This window comes from Megasphaera lornae, from assembly GCF_000214495.1.
Classification (GTDB): Bacteria; Bacillota; Negativicutes; order Veillonellales; family Megasphaeraceae; genus Megasphaera; species Megasphaera lornae.
Genome location: NZ_AFIJ01000026.1, coordinates 32,040 through 50,184, shown reverse-complemented (window position 1 = coordinate 50,184; position 18,145 = coordinate 32,040). Strand labels below are relative to the sequence as shown.

The following is an 18,145-nucleotide window of genomic DNA, read 5'->3' as shown; positions in this document are numbered from 1 at the left end:
CTGGACGCGCGCGCGCNCTGCTTGCGGAACCGGTTCCTGCGCGTGTGCTGTAGGTTCTTTTTTAAACGGCTTTACCGGCAGAAAGGTGGATGTTCAATTATATTTAGGGACCCTTCATATTGACTATAGCGAAACCGACGGCAATGTGTATATGACAGGGCCGGCAGCGGTTTCGTATACCGGAGAATGGGAAGAAAAATAGAAAAAATTTAAGAAAGTTACACAGAAAAACCGGTGCCGCATTGTAAAAAAAGCACCGGTTTTGTAATATATTGCATTTCTTTTTGATACAAATTTTATATATATAAATTAGGCATAATAAATTATTCGGGTTATTCTTGTGCAAGCGGAAACAATTATGATATTATGAATAATATACCAATATGGTAATCATATATAAAAGGAGTATGAGGAGAAATGAAACATGAAAGTGTATCGGAGTCTGCACGCCGTGTTTTTCCTTGGGAAAAAGCCGGCATGTCACAGACGGAGTGGCGAAAAGCGGTAGCATTTGACAGTACGGACTGGGGTTGGGTCATTCTCAGTATCGGTATGGCTATCGGTGCCGGTATTGTATTTTTACCTGTGAAAGTAGGATTAGCGGGTATTTGGGTTTTTTTACTGTCCTCTATTATCGGGTATCCGGCGATGTATCTGTTTCAGCGGTTATTTATTAATACTTTGGCCAAATCGCCGCGATGTGAAGATTACCCCGGAGTTATCGGCAATTATTTAGGGAAAAACTGGGGATTCTTTTTAGGTATTTTATATTTTATCATGCTTATTATTTGGGTATTTGTATATTCTACGGCGATTAATAATGATAGTGCCTCGTTTTTAGTTACTTTCGGCATTACGAAACAATCGTTAGCCCATAATCCTTTATACGGCTTGGCCATCATCTGTCTTTTAGTGGCATTAGCTTCGCGCGGTGAAAAAGTGCTTTTTAAAATTTCCACGTTTATGGTGTTAACCAAGTTGGGAGTGGTCGCCGTACTGGGGATATTAATGGTGCAACATTGGAATTTGGCCAATATCGGCGCTTTTCCCGATATGGCGTATTTAATTCGTGAAACCATTATTATGTTGCCGTTTACTTTAACTTCCATTCTGTTTTTACAAAGCCTCAGTCCCATGGTTATTTCTTATCGTTCTCACAATACATCTATTGAAGTGGCACGATATAAATCATTAAGAGCCATGAATATTGCCTTCGGAATATTGTTTGTGGTAGTATTTTTTTATGCTATTTCTTTTACCTTGGCTATGGGACACGAACAGGCTGTGATGGCCTATGATAAAAATATTTCCGCGTTAGCCTTGGCGGCTAAAGGGATTCCCGGTGAATCTGTAAAAATTATGAGTTTAATTTTAAATATTTTTGCCGTGGTAACCGCCTTTTTCGGGGTCTTTTTGGGCTTCAGAGAAGCCTGTCAGGGGTTGACGATGAATGCTTTAAAACGGGTCATTGCGGAAGATAAAATATCGACCCGGGCAGTATCGTTCGGTATTCTTGTTTTTGCCGTATTAATGTCGTGGGGAGCGATTATTCTCAATGCGCCGGTCTTAAGCTTTACTTCTATTTGCAGTCCCATTTTCGGTTTGGTAGGCTGTCTGATACCTGCCTATTTAGTTTATCAAGTACCGTTGTTGCGAGAGTTGAAAGGGTTGTCTTTATATTTAATTATTGCTACCGGCATTCTTCTGATTATATCGCCTATTTTAGCGTTCTCTTAAACAAAGTCCCCTACAGCGGCGCAGGTTGTTGTAGGGGATTTGTTTTTTTAATAATAGCGAAGAGATATCGATTATATCTTGCTAAATATAGTATTTCAAGCTATAATAATATCGCTAACTTAATAAAAGTACCGGTGCATGGTAATCCGTCGGGGCTTGTGCAATGAAAACCTATGAACCTCGTCAGGTCCGAGAGGAAGCAGCGATAAATAGTTATTTTCATGTGCCACAGGGAAACCTGACGGGTTATCATACACGAGTACTTTTCGGTTGGTTATAAGCAGCAGTTAGCTGCTTTTTTTATATTCTGTGAGGTTAATCATGGCATATGTTGCGTTATACCGTAAATGGCGGCCCAAAACGTTTGAAGATGTAGTGGGACAACGCCAAATTACAGAAACATTACAAAAAGCGATTATTATGGATAAGGTGGCGCATGCTTATCTTTTTTCAGGTCCTCGCGGTACGGGAAAAACAAGTACGGCCAAAATTTTTGCCCGGGCCGTTAATTGTGAACAAGGTACCAAGGGGCATCCTTGTAATACCTGTGAAATTTGTCGTCATATTATGCGGGGCGAATCGCTGGATGTAGTAGAAATTGATGCGGCATCCAATCGCAGTATTGAAGACATTCGGACGTTGCGGGAAACGGTTAAATTTATGCCGGCGGAAGGTAAAAAAAGATTTACATTATTGATGAAGTACATATGCTTACGATCGAAGCGTTTAATGCTCTGCTTAAAACCTTGGAAGAACCGCCGGCACATGTTATTTTTATTTTAGCTACGACCGAACCGGAACGGATTCCTATTACTATTTTATCCCGGTGTCAGCGCTATGAATTTAGACGACTTACGAGTGACGATATAGCGGCGCGATTACTTTATGTTGCCGCGCAGGAACATCTTTCTTTGGCTGCGGATGCGGCTCGTGTGTTAGCGGTAAAAGCGGAAGGAGGTATGCGCGACGCCTTAAGTATGTTGGATCAATGTGTCGGCACCGGCGCGACCGTACTCGATGCCGATACGGTAAGAAATATACTGGGATTAATCGGAATGGAATGGGTATTTTCATTTTGTCGGGTCCTGATGGATAATGACGGTCGAGAAATTATTCGAAAAATTGATGAGATCATTCATCTGGGAAAAGAACCGACGATTCTTTTAACTGCTTGTATTGAACATTTACGTGCGTTAGTATTATGCCGGGCGGATGCGAACGCGGCGGTGCTGTCTTCTTATGGAGATATGGCGCCTCTATTGCAGGAACAGGCGAAGCGGATTCAGAGCGGGCGCTTATTTGACATGTTACAGATTTTACAGGAAACCTTATGGCAGGCAAAAACTTCGCCCATGCCGCGGATTGTTGTGGAAATGGGCATGTTACGCGCGGCACAACCGGTTCCTGCGGCGAAAAGCGGGACCGAGCCGGTTTCTTGGGGGCAACGGTTGCAAGCTTTGGAAGAAGAAGTGCATCGGTTACGACGACAGCAAGTTGCCGGAAGCGAAAACAATGTGGCGGCTCTTTCCCCGGCAACGGAAAATCAGGAAGGTGTTGGCGAATCGTCGGCTCCGGTCCGTGTCGCGAATACGACGGTCCCGCTTCCTTCTTTCGGTGATACGGATTCCGGGACAGTGGCGGAAGCTATTCCCGAGAATAAAAAGACGGAAGAAATACCGGTACTTCCCGAAGCAGATACGGAGGAGGCGGCAACCGCTCCGGCGGCCGATACCTTTTCTTATACAGACGTATTTAAGCAAGTGGAAACTATTTTAAAAAAAGAAAAAATGGCGGCCGTTTCTCGGTGTTTTGCGTGCGGAACATTGTTTTATTTGGCAGAGGGGCAGGCGGTTATGACCTATAACAGTCCGTTTCATATGGAAATAGTAAATGGAGAAAAGGCGGGCAAATGTATAGAAAAGGCGTTTTCGCAAGTTACGGGACAGGTATGCCGGGTACAAAATTTTCTTGCTGCGGATCCTATGTTGGGGAAATTTGAAAAAAAAAACAGTCCCTGACCGGTGAAGCGAGTTCTTCGGAAATGCGGGATACAGGGAGTTCAGAATTTGAAACAGAGGCTGCGCATTGGTCAGCGGCTGCCGGCGTACCTGCAATGGACGGGGAGACACGGGCGTTAATGGAACCGTTGCTCAAAATCGTAGGAGAATGTAATATATATAGAGAAGAAAAAAATAAATTGAATTAATTATGGGGAGGAATGAAAATGTTTGGCGGTAATATGCAGGGCATGATGAAAAAAGTAGAAAAGATGCAAAAGGAAATGGAACGGTTGCAGAATGAATTAAAAAATCGTACAGTAGAAGCCGGGGTTGGCGGCGGTGCGTTAACGATTACGATTAACGGTGCTAAAATTGTGCAGTCCGTTCACATTGATCCGAAGATTGTAGATCCGGAAGATACGGAAATGCTGGAGGATCTGATTGTTGCGGCAGTTAATGAAGCGAATAAAAAAGTAGATGAAATGATGTCTGAAGAAATGAGCAAGATTACTAACGGCATGCGTATTCCGGGGCTTTTTTAATGGATACGCCGTTAGATCGTTTAACAGAGCAATTTCGCCGGTTGCCGGGAATCGGGATTAAAACTGCGCGTAAATTGGCATATTATATGGTACAGGAGCCGCAAGAAAAGGTAAATGAGTTTATTCATGCGTTGCAGGAGGCAAAACAAAAAATGTGTTTTTGCTCGCAGTGCTTTAATTTATCCTCACAAGATCCCTGTCCTATTTGCAGTGATCGTAAACGGGACCGGTCCATGATTTGCGTGGTGGAAACGCCGCAAGATGTGTTGGCTGTTGAGCGCAGCGGCAATTACGGCGGCCTGTACCATGTATTGCAGGGGGCTTTGTCGCCTTTAGACGGCATCGGTGCCGATAATTTGCGTATTAAAGAATTGTTGCAACGGTTGGAAAATACGGAAATAAAAGAGGTTATTATTGCTACGGATCCCGATGTGGAAGGGGAAGCGACCGCCTTGTATTTAGCCAGATTGCTTAAACCCGTTCCCATTCGCGTTACCCGTATTGCCAGAGGGCTGCCTGCAGGCGGTGATCTTGAGTATGCGGATGAAGCGACGTTAGCCGGTGCAGTGGCAAATCGTCTGGAAATGTGAGGCCCTATAGATGCAATATTGGTGGATTATCTTGGGAATCGTTATTCTTTTTTTTCTGAATAAACTTATTTTGGCACCTTTGCGAAAATTGTTTTTTCATATTATTTCCGGATTGGTCGTTCTTCATATAGTGAATACATACGGTCATATCCTTCATTTGGCACACGTTCCTATTACTTTGGTAACCGGTTTGATTATTGGTATTTTCGGATTTCCGGGAACAGTTTTAGTAACGTTGTATTATACGTTTTTACATTAACGGATAGTGAAGTGATCTTGTGCAATTAAAAAAATGGCTTTCCCTCATAGGAGTCGTTGCAGTTGTCATAGGCTTAGCGGGTTGCAGTAAGAATATGGATGTAAAGGTGGAAACGGTTTCTTTTTCGCAGGCGCCCGTCACGTTGACGTTAGAAGGAAGCGTATCTTCTTTAACGGTAGTGAATGTTATTCCGAAACTTTCGGGAAAAATTGTTACGACCCCGTTGGTCAAGGGCCAAGAAGTACAGGCCGGGGAAGTAGTGGCGAAAGTAGACGACAGTATATATCGGCGACAAGTACAGACGGCCCGTTACGCAACTTCGGCGGTAGCGGCGCCGGTAACACCGAAGGTAGATCCGGCGGAGCAGGCCAAGTTGGCGAATTGGTATAACTTGGGGGCGATTTCCCGGGTAGAATATGACCGACTTATGCGGCAAGCGGCGGTTGCCGCCGTTCCGGTAACAGCGGGCACCGGTACGGCGGCGTTGTCTTCGTCCGTAGAAGCGGCACAAGCCATGCTCGCCAATGCCGTCATCGTATCGCCTATTGCCGGACGAATTACAGCGGTAGCGGATAATCCGTCACTGGCGATAGCCGGAAAAGTACTGGCGACGATACAACAAATTTCTCCGTTGGTAGTGAGTGTAACCGTACCTGAAAATTATATAAAAACTTTGGGAGATGCATGGCATAAGGGAGGGTTGCACATTGATATTATGAATCCTTCCGGAAAAACGGAACCGGGACGACTGACGTACTTGACGACCGTAAAAGATCCGTCTACAGGAACGTTTGTCGCTAAAATCACTTTTACCAATGCCGACAAGTCATTTTCTCCCGGGGAATTGTGTTATGTGCGGTTAAGTACGGAGCGGCAGGCGCCACAGTTGACTGTAGCTAAAAAAGCGGTACAAACGAAAGACAGCGGCGATTTTGTATACATTGTCAATGATAAAGGTATCGTGGATACGCGGGCTGTTTTGACGGGGGATACCGTCGCCGGACGGGTAGTTATTTTGGACGGATTACAGGCGGGAGAACGGGTGGTTTCCGATCCGCCCGCTTCTTTACAAATCGGGATGAAAGTAAAGACTCGGTAAAGACGGGAGGCCGGTGTAACAGTGGAACAGTCGCATACACGGGGGTTATTAAAGTCGGTAGAAAAAAGTTTAGACGTGCTGGACTTATTTCTAAAAAGTAATAGAGGGTTATCGTTAAAAGAGATTGCCGGATATACAACGCTGAATATTTCTACGGCTTTTCGTATTGTAAATACGTTGGCGGAAAGACAATATTTACAACGCGATTTGAAAACACGTCAATATCGATTGGGGGATAAGGCCTTGGCGTTAGGTCGTTTGTCTCTGCGCACCGGCAATATAGGTACGTTGTCAAAACCTTATTTACGAAGGTTGCAACAAGATTTTAATGAGACGGCAAGTATTTATATTGCCGAAGGCGACAGTCGCCTGTGTTTGGAAGCGGTAGAAAGTTCCCATGCTTTGCGACGGGTCATTCCGGCGGGAGAATCGGTACCTATTTATAAAGGCGCGGCGGGAAAAGTATTACTGGCATGGTCGTCCCCGGCGGAACAACAACGTATTTGTGAAGAATACGGGGCGATTACCTTGTCGGCATTACATGCGATTCGTCGACACGGGTATGCGGTTACACAAGATGAAAGTGAACACGGGTTATTTGCTATAGCGGTTCCTATACTGCAGGGAAACTGCGGGATTGCGGCGGCTTTAACGATTGCCGGACCGACTATGCGTTTTTACGATTCTGTACGGCAAAAGATGTTATTTACACTTAATCAATATGCGAATGAGATTTCTCATTTATTAGGACATCATTAAAATATGAAAACTATGACATGGAGTAAAGAAGAATTTCAAGACGCCGCGATACATATTGCTCCCAAATTATTGGGACAATATCTTATCCATTGTACAAAGACCGCCGAATATATAGGAAAAATTGTAGAAACGGAAGCGTATGGCGGCTTTTATAAAGGGGCGGCGGATGACGGTTCTCATGCTTTTCGCGGTCGTACCTTGCGAAATGCGCCCATGTTTGAAGCCGGCGGCATCAGTTATGTATATTTAATTTATGGGATGTATCATTGCTTTAATGTAGTAACGTCGGCAAAAGACGATGCGCAGGCGGTGCTGATTCGAGCGGTAGAACCGGTCGGGGGAATAGAGGCGATGTTGCACAATCGCCGGCGGGAAAAGATGAATCCCGCCGTAACTAACGGCCCGGGAAAACTTTGTGCGGCCATGGAAATTTCGCGTCAAGAAAATGGGCTTCCGTTGTGGGGAGATTCCTTATATATTGCCGGGTCGCCGTATGGGGAGCGGTTTTCTATCGGTACCGGTCCGCGCATACATATTGAGTATGCGGAGAAGGGAAAATTTTTTCCTTGGCGTTTTTTTATAAAAGGAAATCCTTTTGTATCAAAGGGATAAGTACATAGTTTGGAGGGAATCGTTATTATACAGTTTAAAGAAATACAGTTGGAAGATAAACCTTGTTTTGATGAATATTTTAAACAACGCCGGTATGAACAGGCGGACGCCACGTTTATGGCGTTATTTGCCTGGCAAAAACCTTATGAAATTCAATGGGCGGAAGAAAATAATATTTTATATATACGTTCGGGAAGAGGGAACAAACAATTTTGGATACCGCCCTTTACCGGTAAAGACAGCGATTTTATTAAGGGACTGGAACGTATGCAGCAATGGTTTGCCGATCACGGCTATCCGTTTTTATTAAAAGGCGTAACGCCGGCGGCAGCCGAACGTATTCGGGCATACTGTCCGGAATGTTATACGTTTACCCCGGATCGGGATAATTATGAATACGTATATTTAACACAAAATTTAATTAATCTTTCCGGTAAAAAATATAGGCAAAAGAAAAATAATTTGAATCATTTTCGGAGTGAATATATTGCTCGCTGGGAATATGAACCGATTACGGAAGATATTTTGGACGAATGTTTGGCGGCGGAAACGACCTGGTATCAACAACATGCCGATCAAGAAGACGCTGCTGAACTGAGCGGTGAACGGCAGGCTATTGAACAGGTTTTTCGTCATTGGACGGCGTTGGGGGCAACCGGAGGCGCGATTCGGATTTTTAATAAAATTGTTGCGTTTTCGGTTGGAGAAATGTTGAATAATGATACGGCCATTATTCATTTTGAAAAGAGCGATCCGCAGATTCGCGGGTTGTATCAGGCTATTAATCATGAATTTGTCGTGCATGCCTGGAGTCACACGACGTATATTAACAGAGAAGAAGACATGGGAATTCCCGGATTGCGACATTCCAAGGAATCGTATAACCCGTGTCATTTTGTAGAAAAATTTGATGTTACGTTAAAAGACTGAGAGTCGTATACCTCTTGGGCGGAGAAAGTACCGAACTCTCCGTTCGGGAGGTTTTATTTTTAAGGGGGGAACAGCATATGAAGTTTCGTTTATCAACACCGGCAGATCGCGCGGTTGTGGAATCTTTGTGGGACTATTGTTTTGAACCGAAAGAGGACCCGTTTTTTCAATGGTACTTTACGAAATATTATAAGCCCGAACAAGTATTATTGGGCGAAGAAGACGGAGAAGTACAATGTTTGACGCATTTAAATCCGTATACGTTGCGATTGCGCGGTCGGGACGTAGAAACTTCGTATGTTGTCGGGTTGGCGACGCAGCCGGCAGCCAGAAGTAGCGGTGCCGGCGGAAAACTGTTAGCGGCGGCGTTGCGGGAAATGCGGCAGAAGGGGCAGTATATACAGATTCTTATGCCTTCAAAAGCAGGGTTTTATCAACCGTACGGATATGAATTATATTGTCATCAATGGCGGGAAACCTTGTCTTTGGACGCATTGCGCCCGTTGACTGAAAAAAATATGCGCTATAAGTTTGTACAATCTTTTCAGGCGTGGAAGGATTTAAAACAGGTATATGATGCGTATACGAAATCGCTTTCAGGATATGCGGTGAGAGATGAAGCGTCATGGCACAGTCATATAGAAGCTCAATTGGCGGAAGGGAATATTGTCCTTTGTTATGACGGCGAAGAACCGGTAGGGTATGCTTTTTATAAATTGGGAGACCCCATTATTTATGCCGGAGAATTTATTTATTCTTCCTGGAAGGGAAAAAAAGGGTTATTAGCATATATGTACAATCATCGCTCACAAGGAGATGTTTTTCAATGGAATGAAGGCCTGCAGGATCAATCGTATCGCTTTTATCCGGACGGGAAAAAAGGGCATGAAACGATTCCGTTTATGACGGGGCGGATTGTAGACGTGCCACATTGTTTGGAAGCTATTCCGTATGCAAAAACAGTACGGCAGGAAATGGTATTACATATTACGGATCCGTTAGCGGAATGGAATACCGGTTGGTGGAAATTAACCGTAGACAACGGGTGCGGAAAGGTGGAAAAAACGACTTGTCGACAAGGTGTATCCATGCCGATCGGTTCGTTGGGACTGTTAGTATGGGGTGCCGTACAGGCAAAGGAGTTGGCGTTTTATGATAAATTACGGGGAACGAAGGAAGAATTGGCCGCATTGCAGGAAGTGTTTCCGCCTACGTCTTGTTTTATTAATGAATGGTATTAAAAACAAGGAATTTCCTTGAAGCCAAGACAAACAAAAATCGCATAAAATAGCCGCTTTCGGCGTACCGAAAAAAGGGGCGGACTTTTCTATGAATACAAAAACATAGAAAAGTTTGCCCCTTTTTTGCCCCTTGTAGCCCTATGCTATTGATGTTCTTTACTTATGGCAGCTTCTAAATCAAATAAAGGAGTAGTTATGTCTTTTTGCAATAAAGCATAAGCATTTGAAGAGATAAGTTCTTTTGCCATGATATTGCGAGATTCCATTATTTGTTCAACACTTGTTAGTTGGTAATTCTCACGAATCAATTGTTCGTAGGGAACCAATTTGAATACTGTTTTACGAAATGCCCTGTTGCATAAAAAAAGGATATTGGCTTTAATTCCCAATGTATAATTTTTAATTCTTTCACTTTCATTCGCATAATATGTTGGTGTAGGGAGAGTTGCCATTTGTAAAATTGGTAAAACATGTTTTGATTCCAGGCTTTTTAAAATGAAATTAGAATAAGGAAAATCAATGCGGCCTAAAAGCCAATCGATTGAAACGCCAAGTTTTACCTGGAATAATCTGTTCTATGAATTTACTAAAGATGAATCCGCTGAATCATATATTATCAACGTAGCCTTAGACGAAAAGAGTTATAAAACGTTAGCGCTTCGCTATAAAGAATTATTTGGGACGGGTGATGGCTCCAATGGAGATGAAGATGTACCCTATGATATTGAAGGCTATCTTACAGCTATTGACACGGATATGATTGATTCGGATTACATGAATACCCGCTTTGAGAAATTCCCGAAGATACTCCGACAAGAAGGAGATAATGCAGAGGCGCTTAAACAAGCTGTCGATGAACTGCATAAGACGTTTGCGACGTTGACGCAGGAAGAACAAAAATATGCTAATATTTTCCTACATGACATTCAGCGGGGCGATGTGGTACCAGAAGGTGACAAAACCTTGCGAGACTACATTACGGAATACATGACCAAAGCCAAGGACGATCAACTGCATCGTTTTGCTGAGGTCTTTGGACTAGATGAACAGAAACTTCGTGCTCTTATGGCCTTGCAAATCACAGAGGGCAATATCAATGAATTTGGGCGGTTTGATGCTTTGAAAGCAACAGTGGATAAACAGAAAGCTAAAGCGTATTTTGAAAAAATCGAAGGGAAATCAATTATACCTCCTAAAATCCCCGTGAAAATTGACAAAATATTGCGTGAATTTATTTTACGTGGCGGTTTTGAAATAAAAAAGCCGAATTAACTGCTATAATGGGATATAGAATGTGGATAAAATATAAAAGGTAATTGACAAATATAAAATATAAAATATAATATATGATATATAATCATTTGATAATAAAATATATAAAAATATGATTGAAAATAATAAAATATAAAAAAGATAATAAAATTTTAGGACATTGATTTTATAAAAGGTGGTGAATTATAAAATGCTACCAGAAAATTTAATAGAATTAGTAAACGAAATTATAAATCAAAAGACGGAAAAACAAAATATTGAATTAAAAGCAGCGGAAAAAGGGTGTCCTAATCGGTTGTATGATACATTGTCTAGTTTTTCCAATCAAGATAACGGCGGAATTTTGATTTTTGGCATAGATGAAACGCAGGATTTCAAAATTGTCGGCGTGTATGATTTGCAGGACTTGCAGAAAAAAGTTACGGCTCAGTGTTTACAAATGGAGCCGCCGGTGCGAGCTGTTTTTACGGTTGCCGAATACGACGGCGCCTATATTTGTTCCGCAGAAATCCCAGGCCTGGACATCTCGGAACGACCTTGTTATTATACCGGGACCGGAAGGATTAAAGGCTCTTATATTCGCGTTGGCGATGCCGATTTACATATGACGGACTATGAGTTGTATAGTTTGGAAGCATTCCGAAAGCATTTGCATGACGATGAACGCCTTGTGGAACGGGCAAGCTTAAAATCTTTAGATCAAGACAGTGTAGCTCTCTATATTGAGCAGAAAAAAATTGACCGGCCTAAATTTGCCCAGTTGCCGGAGGCTATGATGTATGAAATGCTGAATATATTGCGAAACGGTAAGCCTATATTGGCGGCGTTGCTGAATTTTGGTATATATCCGCAAGGATATTTTCCGCAATTAGGCATAACGGCTATCATCGTGCCGGGGACCGCCATTGGCGATACAACGGAGCAAGATGTTCGTTTTCTAGACAATAAGAGAATTGAAGGCAGCCTAACTGTTATGGTAAAAGAAGCTATTGCGTTTTGCGTTCGCAATATGAAGGTGAGGACGGTCATAGACCGAACAACGGGAGAACGGAAAGACCAGACGGAATATCCGATTGCTGCCATTCGTGAAGCCGTATTGAACGCCGTTATTCATCGCGATTATAGCTTTTATACGGAAGGGATGCCCATTCAAATTGACATGTTTACCGATCGAATGGAAATCCATAGCCCCGGCAGCCTATATGGGAGAATGACAGTAGACCAATTAGGTATTGCCAAGACAGACATACGAAATCCCGCATTGGCCGTCATGGCCGAGAGTATGACGGAGGCGGAAAATCGGTATTCTGGTATCCCTACGATGCGTAACGAAATGAAAGCCTATGGATTGCCTGAACCTAAATTTGAAAACAGGCGCAATGAATTTGTCGTCACATTCTATAATACAGTAGAAGCAGGTACTGCGGAGACAGATGCAGAGAACGGGAAGAAAAATTTGCTTGATTTTTGCCGGACGCCGCGGACAAGAAAAGAAATTGCCGACTTTTTACAAGTAAAAACCGTCGGCTATGCTATCAATAAATACGTGCGTCCTTTAGTAGAAGCCGGAACGTTGAAAATGACCTGTCCGGAACGGCCTAAGAGCCGAACGCAGAAATATGTCGCTGCACATCAATAGTAAAATGATAAGTGGCTTATTAAATTAAATATGCTGATTTTGGGGAGTCAAGGAATATATCCTTGGCTCTTTTATATTATTGCAATAATATGGCATATACATGTTGCTTGGATTTATTGTGTATATTAATTTTTGCTTGGGAACAGCGTAAGCTGAAAGATATTGCAGAAAGTTATTCTGGTGGTACCCCTTCAGTGGGACAAAAAAAGTATTATGAAGGAAATATTCCCTTTATCCGATCAGCCGAAATTAACAGTGATTCTACAGAATTATTCTTATCTGAAGAAGGCCTGAAAAACTCATCTGCTAAGACCGTTGCAAAAGGTGATATTTTATATGCGTTATATGGAGCAACAAGTGGTGAGGTTGGTCGTTCAAGACTGAATGGGGCTATAAATCAAGCAATTCTAGCTATACAACCACACGCTGAATTTGATTCTGAGTTTATCATGCAATGGTTACGGAAAAGTAAGCAACCCATTATTAGCAAATACTTACAAGGTGGACAAGGAAATCTTTCTGGAACGATTGTTACTGGTCTCGAAATTGATTTACCTACGTATTCCGAACAGAAAAGAATTGGTGAATATTTCCAGCATATTGACACCCTCATCACCCTTCATCAGCGTGAGTATATATGCGTTAGAAATGGAGGTAAACTATGTTAAGAGAAATTAAAAATACGGATCTTTTTTGCGATTATTATGCACAATGGATTAAAGTGTATAAGGAAGGGGCTATTAGGCCCGTTACGCTAAAGAAATATCAGATGACTTTGGTATGGTTGAAAAAATTAGCACCGAAACTTAAACTTTGTGACGTATCGCGAATTACTTATCAACAGATTTTAAATGATTATGCGTTTACCCATGAAAAACAAACCACTATGGACTTTCATCATCAGCTAAAGGGGGCTATTATCGATGCTGTGGATGACGGCTTTATTCTAAAAGATCCTACAAGAAAAGCTATTATTAAAGGGAAAACGCCAACTCCAAAAAAGATTAAATATCTCAATCAGTATGAGCTTCACACCTTATTGAATACTCTGAATTTACAGAATACCATTAGTTGGGATTGGTTAATTCTTTTGGTAGCAACGACGGGGATGCGTTTTTCCGAAGCGTTAGCAGTTACACCCAATGATTTTGATTTTGCCCATCAAATGCTTTCCATAAGTAATACCTGGGACTATAAGGGAGAGGGCGGCTTTATGCCGACTAAAAATCGTTCCTCTATTCGGAAGATTCAAATTGATTGGCAAACAGTAATCCAGTTTGCTGAACTAGTAAAAAGGCTGCCGATAGATAAACCGATTTTTATTACTAAGGATCGGATTTATAACTCGACAGTAAATAATATATTAGAGAGGTATTGTAAAAAAGCAAATATACCCATTATTTCTATTCATGGACTTCGTCATACCCATGCTTCATTACTCCTTTTTGCAGGAGTATCTATTGCCAGCGTTGCTAGAAGGTTAGGCCATTCCAGCATGACCACAACACAAAAAACATATCTGCACATTATCCAAGAGCTCGAAAATCAGGATATTGATTTGATTATGCGAGCCTTAGCAGGACTAAGTTGAAGTTAGTATTGGTGCATATAATACTTACGCTGATGAAGGGTGATAAGGTTGTCGAGGGACTTAAAATAGTTGCCTATTTGTTGTTGCTCAACCAATGTTGGCAACATTACATCAACTTTTCCAATTTCGTCTTTATTGATTTTCATCGGAATTGCTGTTTTTAAGGTTCTATTGGACAATCCTTCCTTTACATAATCAGATTGAATTGCATTGCTCAAAAAATATGGATTCGTGTTCTTATATTTTAATAACGCAAGGCTGACATAGTACGCTTTTAAGAGATTATCGGCTACTACATTTGTTGTTCCCACATCACCAATTCTAGTCATTAGAATATCTTTTTCTTGTGGGTAAACTTTATAATATCGCTTAAAATCATCTTCAGAAATGTATTTTGCAGATTGTAAAGTTGTAATATTTTCTACTGATAAAAACATTATTCCACTGTCTTGATATTTTGGAGTTTGATGTACACCGTCATATATTCCCACAATCTCCCCCAACTTACGCTGTTCCCAAACAAAAGCCTAAAATGAACTATACAATTTAACTTATATACTTATTGTATTATTTGGGGAGTGTTACTTTCAACTAGAATAATTTTCTTTTGTTTTAATGACTAAGCCTGCATGATATAATATTAATATTAAAGATTAGTGTTAAGGAGGGAGATCGTTTGCTAAAAAGTTATGCAGATATTATGAATGATATTTCTTCTAATGAACTATACAAAAGATTACTTGCGTATGGGCTTTTTACAGAAAAGCTCCCGCCTATTTTTAGTTCTGAGGCATTCTATGCCTATTGTGCAACCCTTAATAAACCATTTGCTAATAAGTGGAGACAATACATTTATTACGAAAGCATGAGGAATATAAATGTGCCACGCCCATTGGGGATTCCCAATCCAATGGCATACCAAAAATTGTGTCAATGTCTTGCAGATAATTGGGACAAACTGAAAGCTCATTTTTCAAGTCAGACTGTAAATCAAGAATATAAAATCAGTCGCATTCATATTCGAAAGCTTGGTAAAAGCAATTCGCTTTTTTCAATGAATTATTCTAATTGGAAAACAGATAGATCTCCTGAACCAGATTTATTGATTGGAAGTAGGTATGTTGTCAAAGCTGATATTTCAACCTGTTTTCCCAGTATTTATACACATGCCATTCCTTGGGCATTAATTGGAAAAAAGCATGCGAAAGCTTACAGTGGAAATAAATACCAGTTAGAGTGGTATAATCAAATCGATCATTTGGTACAAAATTGTAAAAATGGAGAAACTCACGGTTTATTAATTGGCCCTCATACTTCAAACCTTTTGGCAGAGGTAATTTTAATTGTTATTGATAAACAACTTTATGATAATGGTTGGCGATACATTAGGAATATTGATGATTATACATGCTATGTAGATACATATGAAGCTGGACAAAAATTTTTAATTGAATTAAGAGAGGAACTTCGTAATTTTGACCTTTCTCTAAACTATAAAAAAACTGAAATCAAAGAGCTTCCAGTTGCTTCTGCTGAACAATGGGTTTATAAGATAAATACTGTATCAATTATGTACCGGAATGGGAAGCTAGATTTTATTGGTATCAGAGCATATTTGGATTTAGCTATCGAACTAATGCAAAATAATAAAAGAAACGCTGCTATACTAAATTACGCAATTAAGATATTGGCTAAACAAGAGCTAACTTCCAATGCTAAAGAGTATTATATTAAGACTATATTCCATTTATGTCTTATTTATCCTTATTTGGTTCCTCTGCTTGATAAAAATGTTTTTGAAAAGTTTATTGATTCAAATAAACAAATTTGCAATATTTCTCAAAAAATATTTAAGAAAGGATTGGATGAAAAAAATTATGAGTTAATATGTTATGCGCTATATTTTGCAATCAAATATGATTTTGTAATTAGTGAAGTTGACCCGGAAGAGGCTATTAACAGTAATTCATGCTTGTTCAAACTTTTTGTTTTCTTATATTTTAAAAAACAAGATAACAATGCTGCTGTAAAAAAGATGAAAGCTCATGCTCATGAATTGGCTTTAAATGAAGATGATTTTAATAGAAATTGGCTATTTGTCTATGAAAGTCTACCAAAACGTGAGCTAAAAGACGAATGGAAACCTATGAAAGAAGCTGGCGTATCTTTTGTAAAATATCCATAAAAAGAAGCAGGTGTGTTTAGATAACCTTTGGTAGCATCAAAAATTTTTGTCACGTTGGTCTGTAACAATAGATATGTACTTTTTTGTTGAGCTGCACACTTTTTTTTAGACATAGTTTGTTTTCTTTTCAGAATGGCATGTTACGGCTCCATTCTATCAAAGTTTAAAAACATATCTCTTCTTATTTTGGCAGAATCTAGTATTATCTATCGACAACTTGCAGAGGGAATATATTGATGGGGATATTGGCTAAATTAAGTTCAAAGTTAATTATAAAATGTTGGATGTAATAGAAGAAGTTTAAGTGCATAATTTGCTATCCTATATCTGATATATTTCATAAAAATAATGAATTTATCTAGTATAACGGTTAAAAATGATGAAATAAATTGAATATCAGATATATCTGTGATATTATCATTTTATGATGGAGGGGAGGGAAACTCATGATTAAGCGAGAGATGTATATGAGCCGTATTCGGCCGTTTATCGGAAACGATTTAGTCAAGGTTTTAACTGGTATCCGACGCAGCGGGAAGTCGGTTATGTTGGCGCTGATTCAGGAGAAAATAATGGCGTCTGGCGTGGATCGAGCCCAATTTATTTCTATTAACTTTGAAAATATGAGCAATGCCGGCCTTTGTACGGCTCAAGCCCTTCATGATGAAATTATACGCAGGGCGGCGCAGATTTCAGGAAAAGTATATCTTTTTTTTGATGAAATCCAAGAAGTGCAGGACTGGGAAAAATGTATCAATTCTTTCCGTGTGGAGCTGGACTGCGATATTTATATTACAGGTTCTAATGCCAAGCTGCTTTCCGGCGAGCTGGCTACGTATTTGGCCGGACGATATGTGGAGTTTGTCATCTATCCTTTTTCTTTTGATGAATTTATTCAGTTATACCGTACTATTTTCCCGGAAGCCGATGTTAGGACGTGTTTTAACCGTTATCTTACCGCCGGGGGAATGCCTTACTTAGCCAATCTTCGGTATGAGGAAACTGCTTGTCGTCAGTATTTGCAAGATTTATTTAACTCTGTGGAACTCAAAGATATTGTTCAACGTAATAAAGTTCGCGACGTAGATATGCTGGAGCGGATTATTACCTATGCGACGGCTAACATCGGCACGACCTTTTCGTCTACGGCTATTTCCAAGTACTTGAAAAGCGAGGGGCGTTCCGTATCGCCGGAAACGGTTTTAGGGTATTTGAAAGCCTGTACGGACGCCTTTTTGTTTTACCAAGTGAAACGGCAAGATCTTCGGGGAAAGAAAATTCTTACGGTGAACGAGAAATACTATATGGCCGATCACGGCGTGCGGGAAGCCGTATTTGGTGGCAACCAGCGAGACATCAATTTGGTTTTAGAAAATATCGTCTATTTAGAGCTGCGGCGCCGCGGTTACGATGTGACTGTAGGTAAAATGGGCGATAAAGAAATTGATTTTATCTGCGAATTGCAAGGTAATCGGCTGTATATCCAAGTCGCCTACTTGTTGGCTTCAGAGGACACGATTCGACGGGAGTTTGGCGTTTATGAGCGCGTTCGGGACAATTACCCTAAGTACGTCCTTACGCTGGACGAATTTGGTATGAGTCGGAACGGCATAAAACACCAAAATATTCGCGACTTCCTGCTGGAAAAAGAGTGGAGATGACATAGTATCTGGGGAGTCTGGAGGGCTT

Annotated in this window: 18 protein-coding genes, 1 other RNA gene and 3 pseudogenes; 20 read left to right on the top strand and 2 right to left on the bottom strand. The window is 40.9% G+C overall.

All coding sequences use genetic code 11. The features are described from left to right. From HMPREF1039_RS03855 to HMPREF1039_RS03805, 14 genes and pseudogenes are all read left to right on the top strand, one after another. Window positions 1–202 (top strand): annotated as a pseudogene (locus HMPREF1039_RS03855) (diaminopimelate epimerase); the annotation flags it as partial. Between the two features lie 215 nt (window positions 203–417). Beyond that, complete coding sequence (locus tag HMPREF1039_RS03850) at window positions 418–1,737, top strand: SLC5/6 family protein (RefSeq protein WP_007391088.1); 1,320 nt, start codon at window positions 418–420, stop codon at window positions 1,735–1,737. A 147-nt stretch (window positions 1,738–1,884) separates the two neighbouring features. After that, window positions 1,885–1,984, top strand: an RNA gene (ffs, locus tag HMPREF1039_RS07670) — signal recognition particle sRNA small type. A 74-nt stretch (window positions 1,985–2,058) separates the two neighbouring features. Continuing rightward, window positions 2,059–2,684, top strand: a pseudogene (dnaX, locus tag HMPREF1039_RS07665) (DNA polymerase III subunit gamma/tau); the annotation flags it as partial. A 12-nt stretch (window positions 2,685–2,696) separates the two neighbouring features. After that, complete coding sequence (locus tag HMPREF1039_RS03845; RefSeq protein WP_407635200.1) at window positions 2,697–3,755, top strand: hypothetical protein; 1,059 nt, start codon at window positions 2,697–2,699, stop codon at window positions 3,753–3,755. A 23-nt stretch (window positions 3,756–3,778) separates the two neighbouring features. Beyond that, complete coding sequence (locus HMPREF1039_RS08165) at window positions 3,779–3,943, top strand: hypothetical protein (RefSeq protein ID WP_007391084.1); 165 nt, start codon at window positions 3,779–3,781, stop codon at window positions 3,941–3,943. Between the two features lie 18 nt (window positions 3,944–3,961). Further along, complete coding sequence (locus HMPREF1039_RS03840) at window positions 3,962–4,279, top strand: YbaB/EbfC family nucleoid-associated protein (protein WP_007391067.1); 318 nt, start codon at window positions 3,962–3,964, stop codon at window positions 4,277–4,279. Next, window positions 4,279–4,869: a recombination mediator RecR gene (gene recR, locus HMPREF1039_RS03835; protein WP_007391089.1), complete on the top strand. Its 591-nt coding sequence runs from the start codon at window positions 4,279–4,281 to the stop codon at window positions 4,867–4,869. The genes HMPREF1039_RS03840 and recR overlap by 1 nt, the downstream gene beginning before the upstream one ends. 10 nt (window positions 4,870–4,879) lie before the next feature. Then, complete coding sequence (locus HMPREF1039_RS03830) at window positions 4,880–5,128, top strand: pro-sigmaK processing inhibitor BofA family protein (RefSeq protein WP_007391066.1); 249 nt, start codon at window positions 4,880–4,882, stop codon at window positions 5,126–5,128. Window positions 5,129–5,147: 19 nt separating this feature from the next. Then, window positions 5,148–6,227: an efflux RND transporter periplasmic adaptor subunit gene (locus tag HMPREF1039_RS03825; protein ID WP_007391057.1), complete on the top strand. Its 1,080-nt coding sequence runs from the start codon at window positions 5,148–5,150 to the stop codon at window positions 6,225–6,227. Between the two features lie 21 nt (window positions 6,228–6,248). After that, a complete protein-coding gene (locus HMPREF1039_RS03820) occupies window positions 6,249–6,986 on the top strand; it encodes an IclR family transcriptional regulator (RefSeq protein WP_007391070.1) in 738 nt (245 codons plus the stop codon). A gap of 3 nt (window positions 6,987–6,989) precedes the next feature. Further along, complete coding sequence (locus tag HMPREF1039_RS03815) at window positions 6,990–7,598, top strand: DNA-3-methyladenine glycosylase (protein WP_007391076.1); 609 nt, start codon at window positions 6,990–6,992, stop codon at window positions 7,596–7,598. Window positions 7,599–7,607: 9 nt separating this feature from the next. Further along, window positions 7,608–8,528 carry a DUF2156 domain-containing protein gene (locus HMPREF1039_RS03810; protein WP_007391055.1) on the top strand — a complete coding sequence of 307 codons (921 nt, stop codon included), beginning with the start codon at window positions 7,608–7,610 and terminating at the stop codon, window positions 8,526–8,528. Window positions 8,529–8,605: 77 nt separating this feature from the next. Beyond that, a complete protein-coding gene (locus HMPREF1039_RS03805; protein ID WP_007391071.1) occupies window positions 8,606–9,769 on the top strand; it encodes a GNAT family N-acetyltransferase in 1,164 nt (387 codons plus the stop codon). Window positions 9,770–9,912: 143 nt separating this feature from the next. Here HMPREF1039_RS03805 and HMPREF1039_RS03800 read toward each other — a convergent pair whose 3' ends face one another. After that, the gene (locus tag HMPREF1039_RS03800) at window positions 9,913–10,221 is read right to left on the bottom strand and encodes a hypothetical protein (protein ID WP_039891760.1); all 309 of its coding nucleotides are present in this window, start codon (window positions 10,219–10,221) and stop codon (window positions 9,913–9,915) included. A 67-nt stretch (window positions 10,222–10,288) separates the two neighbouring features. Here HMPREF1039_RS03800 and HMPREF1039_RS03795 point away from each other — a divergent pair, with 67 nt between their 5' ends. The 4 genes from HMPREF1039_RS03795 to HMPREF1039_RS03780 all read left to right on the top strand — a co-directional run bounded on the left by HMPREF1039_RS03795 (window position 10,289) and on the right by HMPREF1039_RS03780 (window position 14,271). Beyond that, on the top strand, window positions 10,289–11,041 hold the full coding sequence (locus tag HMPREF1039_RS03795) for a type I restriction endonuclease subunit R, EcoR124 family (RefSeq protein ID WP_007391053.1): 753 nt from the start codon (window positions 10,289–10,291) through the stop codon (window positions 11,039–11,041). Window positions 11,042–11,231: 190 nt separating this feature from the next. Then, window positions 11,232–12,680: an ATP-binding protein gene (locus HMPREF1039_RS03790; RefSeq protein WP_007391087.1), complete on the top strand. Its 1,449-nt coding sequence runs from the start codon at window positions 11,232–11,234 to the stop codon at window positions 12,678–12,680. Window positions 12,681–12,769: 89 nt separating this feature from the next. After that, on the top strand, window positions 12,770–13,348 hold the full coding sequence (locus tag HMPREF1039_RS03785; protein ID WP_050789547.1) for a restriction endonuclease subunit S: 579 nt from the start codon (window positions 12,770–12,772) through the stop codon (window positions 13,346–13,348). Then, window positions 13,342–14,271, top strand: a complete 930-nt coding sequence (locus HMPREF1039_RS03780; RefSeq protein ID WP_007391060.1) for a site-specific integrase — start codon at window positions 13,342–13,344, stop codon at window positions 14,269–14,271. Before HMPREF1039_RS03785 ends, HMPREF1039_RS03780 begins: the two co-directional genes overlap by 7 nt. Before the next feature lie 2 nt (window positions 14,272–14,273). Here HMPREF1039_RS03780 and HMPREF1039_RS03775 read toward each other — a convergent pair. Continuing rightward, window positions 14,274–14,777, bottom strand: a pseudogene (locus tag HMPREF1039_RS03775) (restriction endonuclease subunit S); the annotation flags it as partial. Between the two features lie 170 nt (window positions 14,778–14,947). On the opposite strand from HMPREF1039_RS03775, the gene HMPREF1039_RS03770 reads away from it, so the two are divergent. Together HMPREF1039_RS03770 and HMPREF1039_RS03765 are read left to right on the top strand one after the other, a co-directional pair. Next, window positions 14,948–16,456, top strand: coding sequence for an RNA-directed DNA polymerase (locus HMPREF1039_RS03770; RefSeq protein WP_007391052.1), 1,509 nt, complete (start codon window positions 14,948–14,950; stop codon window positions 16,454–16,456). 446 nt (window positions 16,457–16,902) lie between these two features. After that, a complete protein-coding gene (locus HMPREF1039_RS03765) occupies window positions 16,903–18,117 on the top strand; it encodes an ATP-binding protein (RefSeq protein ID WP_007391082.1) in 1,215 nt (404 codons plus the stop codon). The last annotated feature ends 28 nt before the right edge of the window (window positions 18,118–18,145 follow it).

Coding starts and splice junctions, on each gene's coding strand:
- HMPREF1039_RS03850 (WP_007391088.1), top strand. CDS start 418: ATGAAACATGAAAGTGTATCGGAGTCTGCACGCCGTGTTTTTCCTTGG.
- HMPREF1039_RS03845 (WP_407635200.1), top strand. CDS start 2,697: ATGCGCGACGCCTTAAGTATGTTGGATCAATGTGTCGGCACCGGCGCG.
- HMPREF1039_RS08165 (WP_007391084.1), top strand. CDS start 3,779: ATGCGGGATACAGGGAGTTCAGAATTTGAAACAGAGGCTGCGCATTGG.
- HMPREF1039_RS03840 (WP_007391067.1), top strand. CDS start 3,962: ATGTTTGGCGGTAATATGCAGGGCATGATGAAAAAAGTAGAAAAGATG.
- recR (WP_007391089.1), top strand. CDS start 4,279: ATGGATACGCCGTTAGATCGTTTAACAGAGCAATTTCGCCGGTTGCCG.
- HMPREF1039_RS03830 (WP_007391066.1), top strand. CDS start 4,880: ATGCAATATTGGTGGATTATCTTGGGAATCGTTATTCTTTTTTTTCTG.
- HMPREF1039_RS03815 (WP_007391076.1), top strand. CDS start 6,990: ATGAAAACTATGACATGGAGTAAAGAAGAATTTCAAGACGCCGCGATA.
- HMPREF1039_RS03805 (WP_007391071.1), top strand. CDS start 8,606: ATGAAGTTTCGTTTATCAACACCGGCAGATCGCGCGGTTGTGGAATCT.
- HMPREF1039_RS03800 (WP_039891760.1), bottom strand. CDS start 10,221: ATGGCAACTCTCCCTACACCAACATATTATGCGAATGAAAGTGAAAGA.
- HMPREF1039_RS03795 (WP_007391053.1), top strand. CDS start 10,289: ATGCGGCCTAAAAGCCAATCGATTGAAACGCCAAGTTTTACCTGGAAT.
- HMPREF1039_RS03790 (WP_007391087.1), top strand. CDS start 11,232: ATGCTACCAGAAAATTTAATAGAATTAGTAAACGAAATTATAAATCAA.
- HMPREF1039_RS03785 (WP_050789547.1), top strand. CDS start 12,770: ATGGCATATACATGTTGCTTGGATTTATTGTGTATATTAATTTTTGCT.
- HMPREF1039_RS03780 (WP_007391060.1), top strand. CDS start 13,342: ATGTTAAGAGAAATTAAAAATACGGATCTTTTTTGCGATTATTATGCA.
- HMPREF1039_RS03765 (WP_007391082.1), top strand. CDS start 16,903: ATGATTAAGCGAGAGATGTATATGAGCCGTATTCGGCCGTTTATCGGA.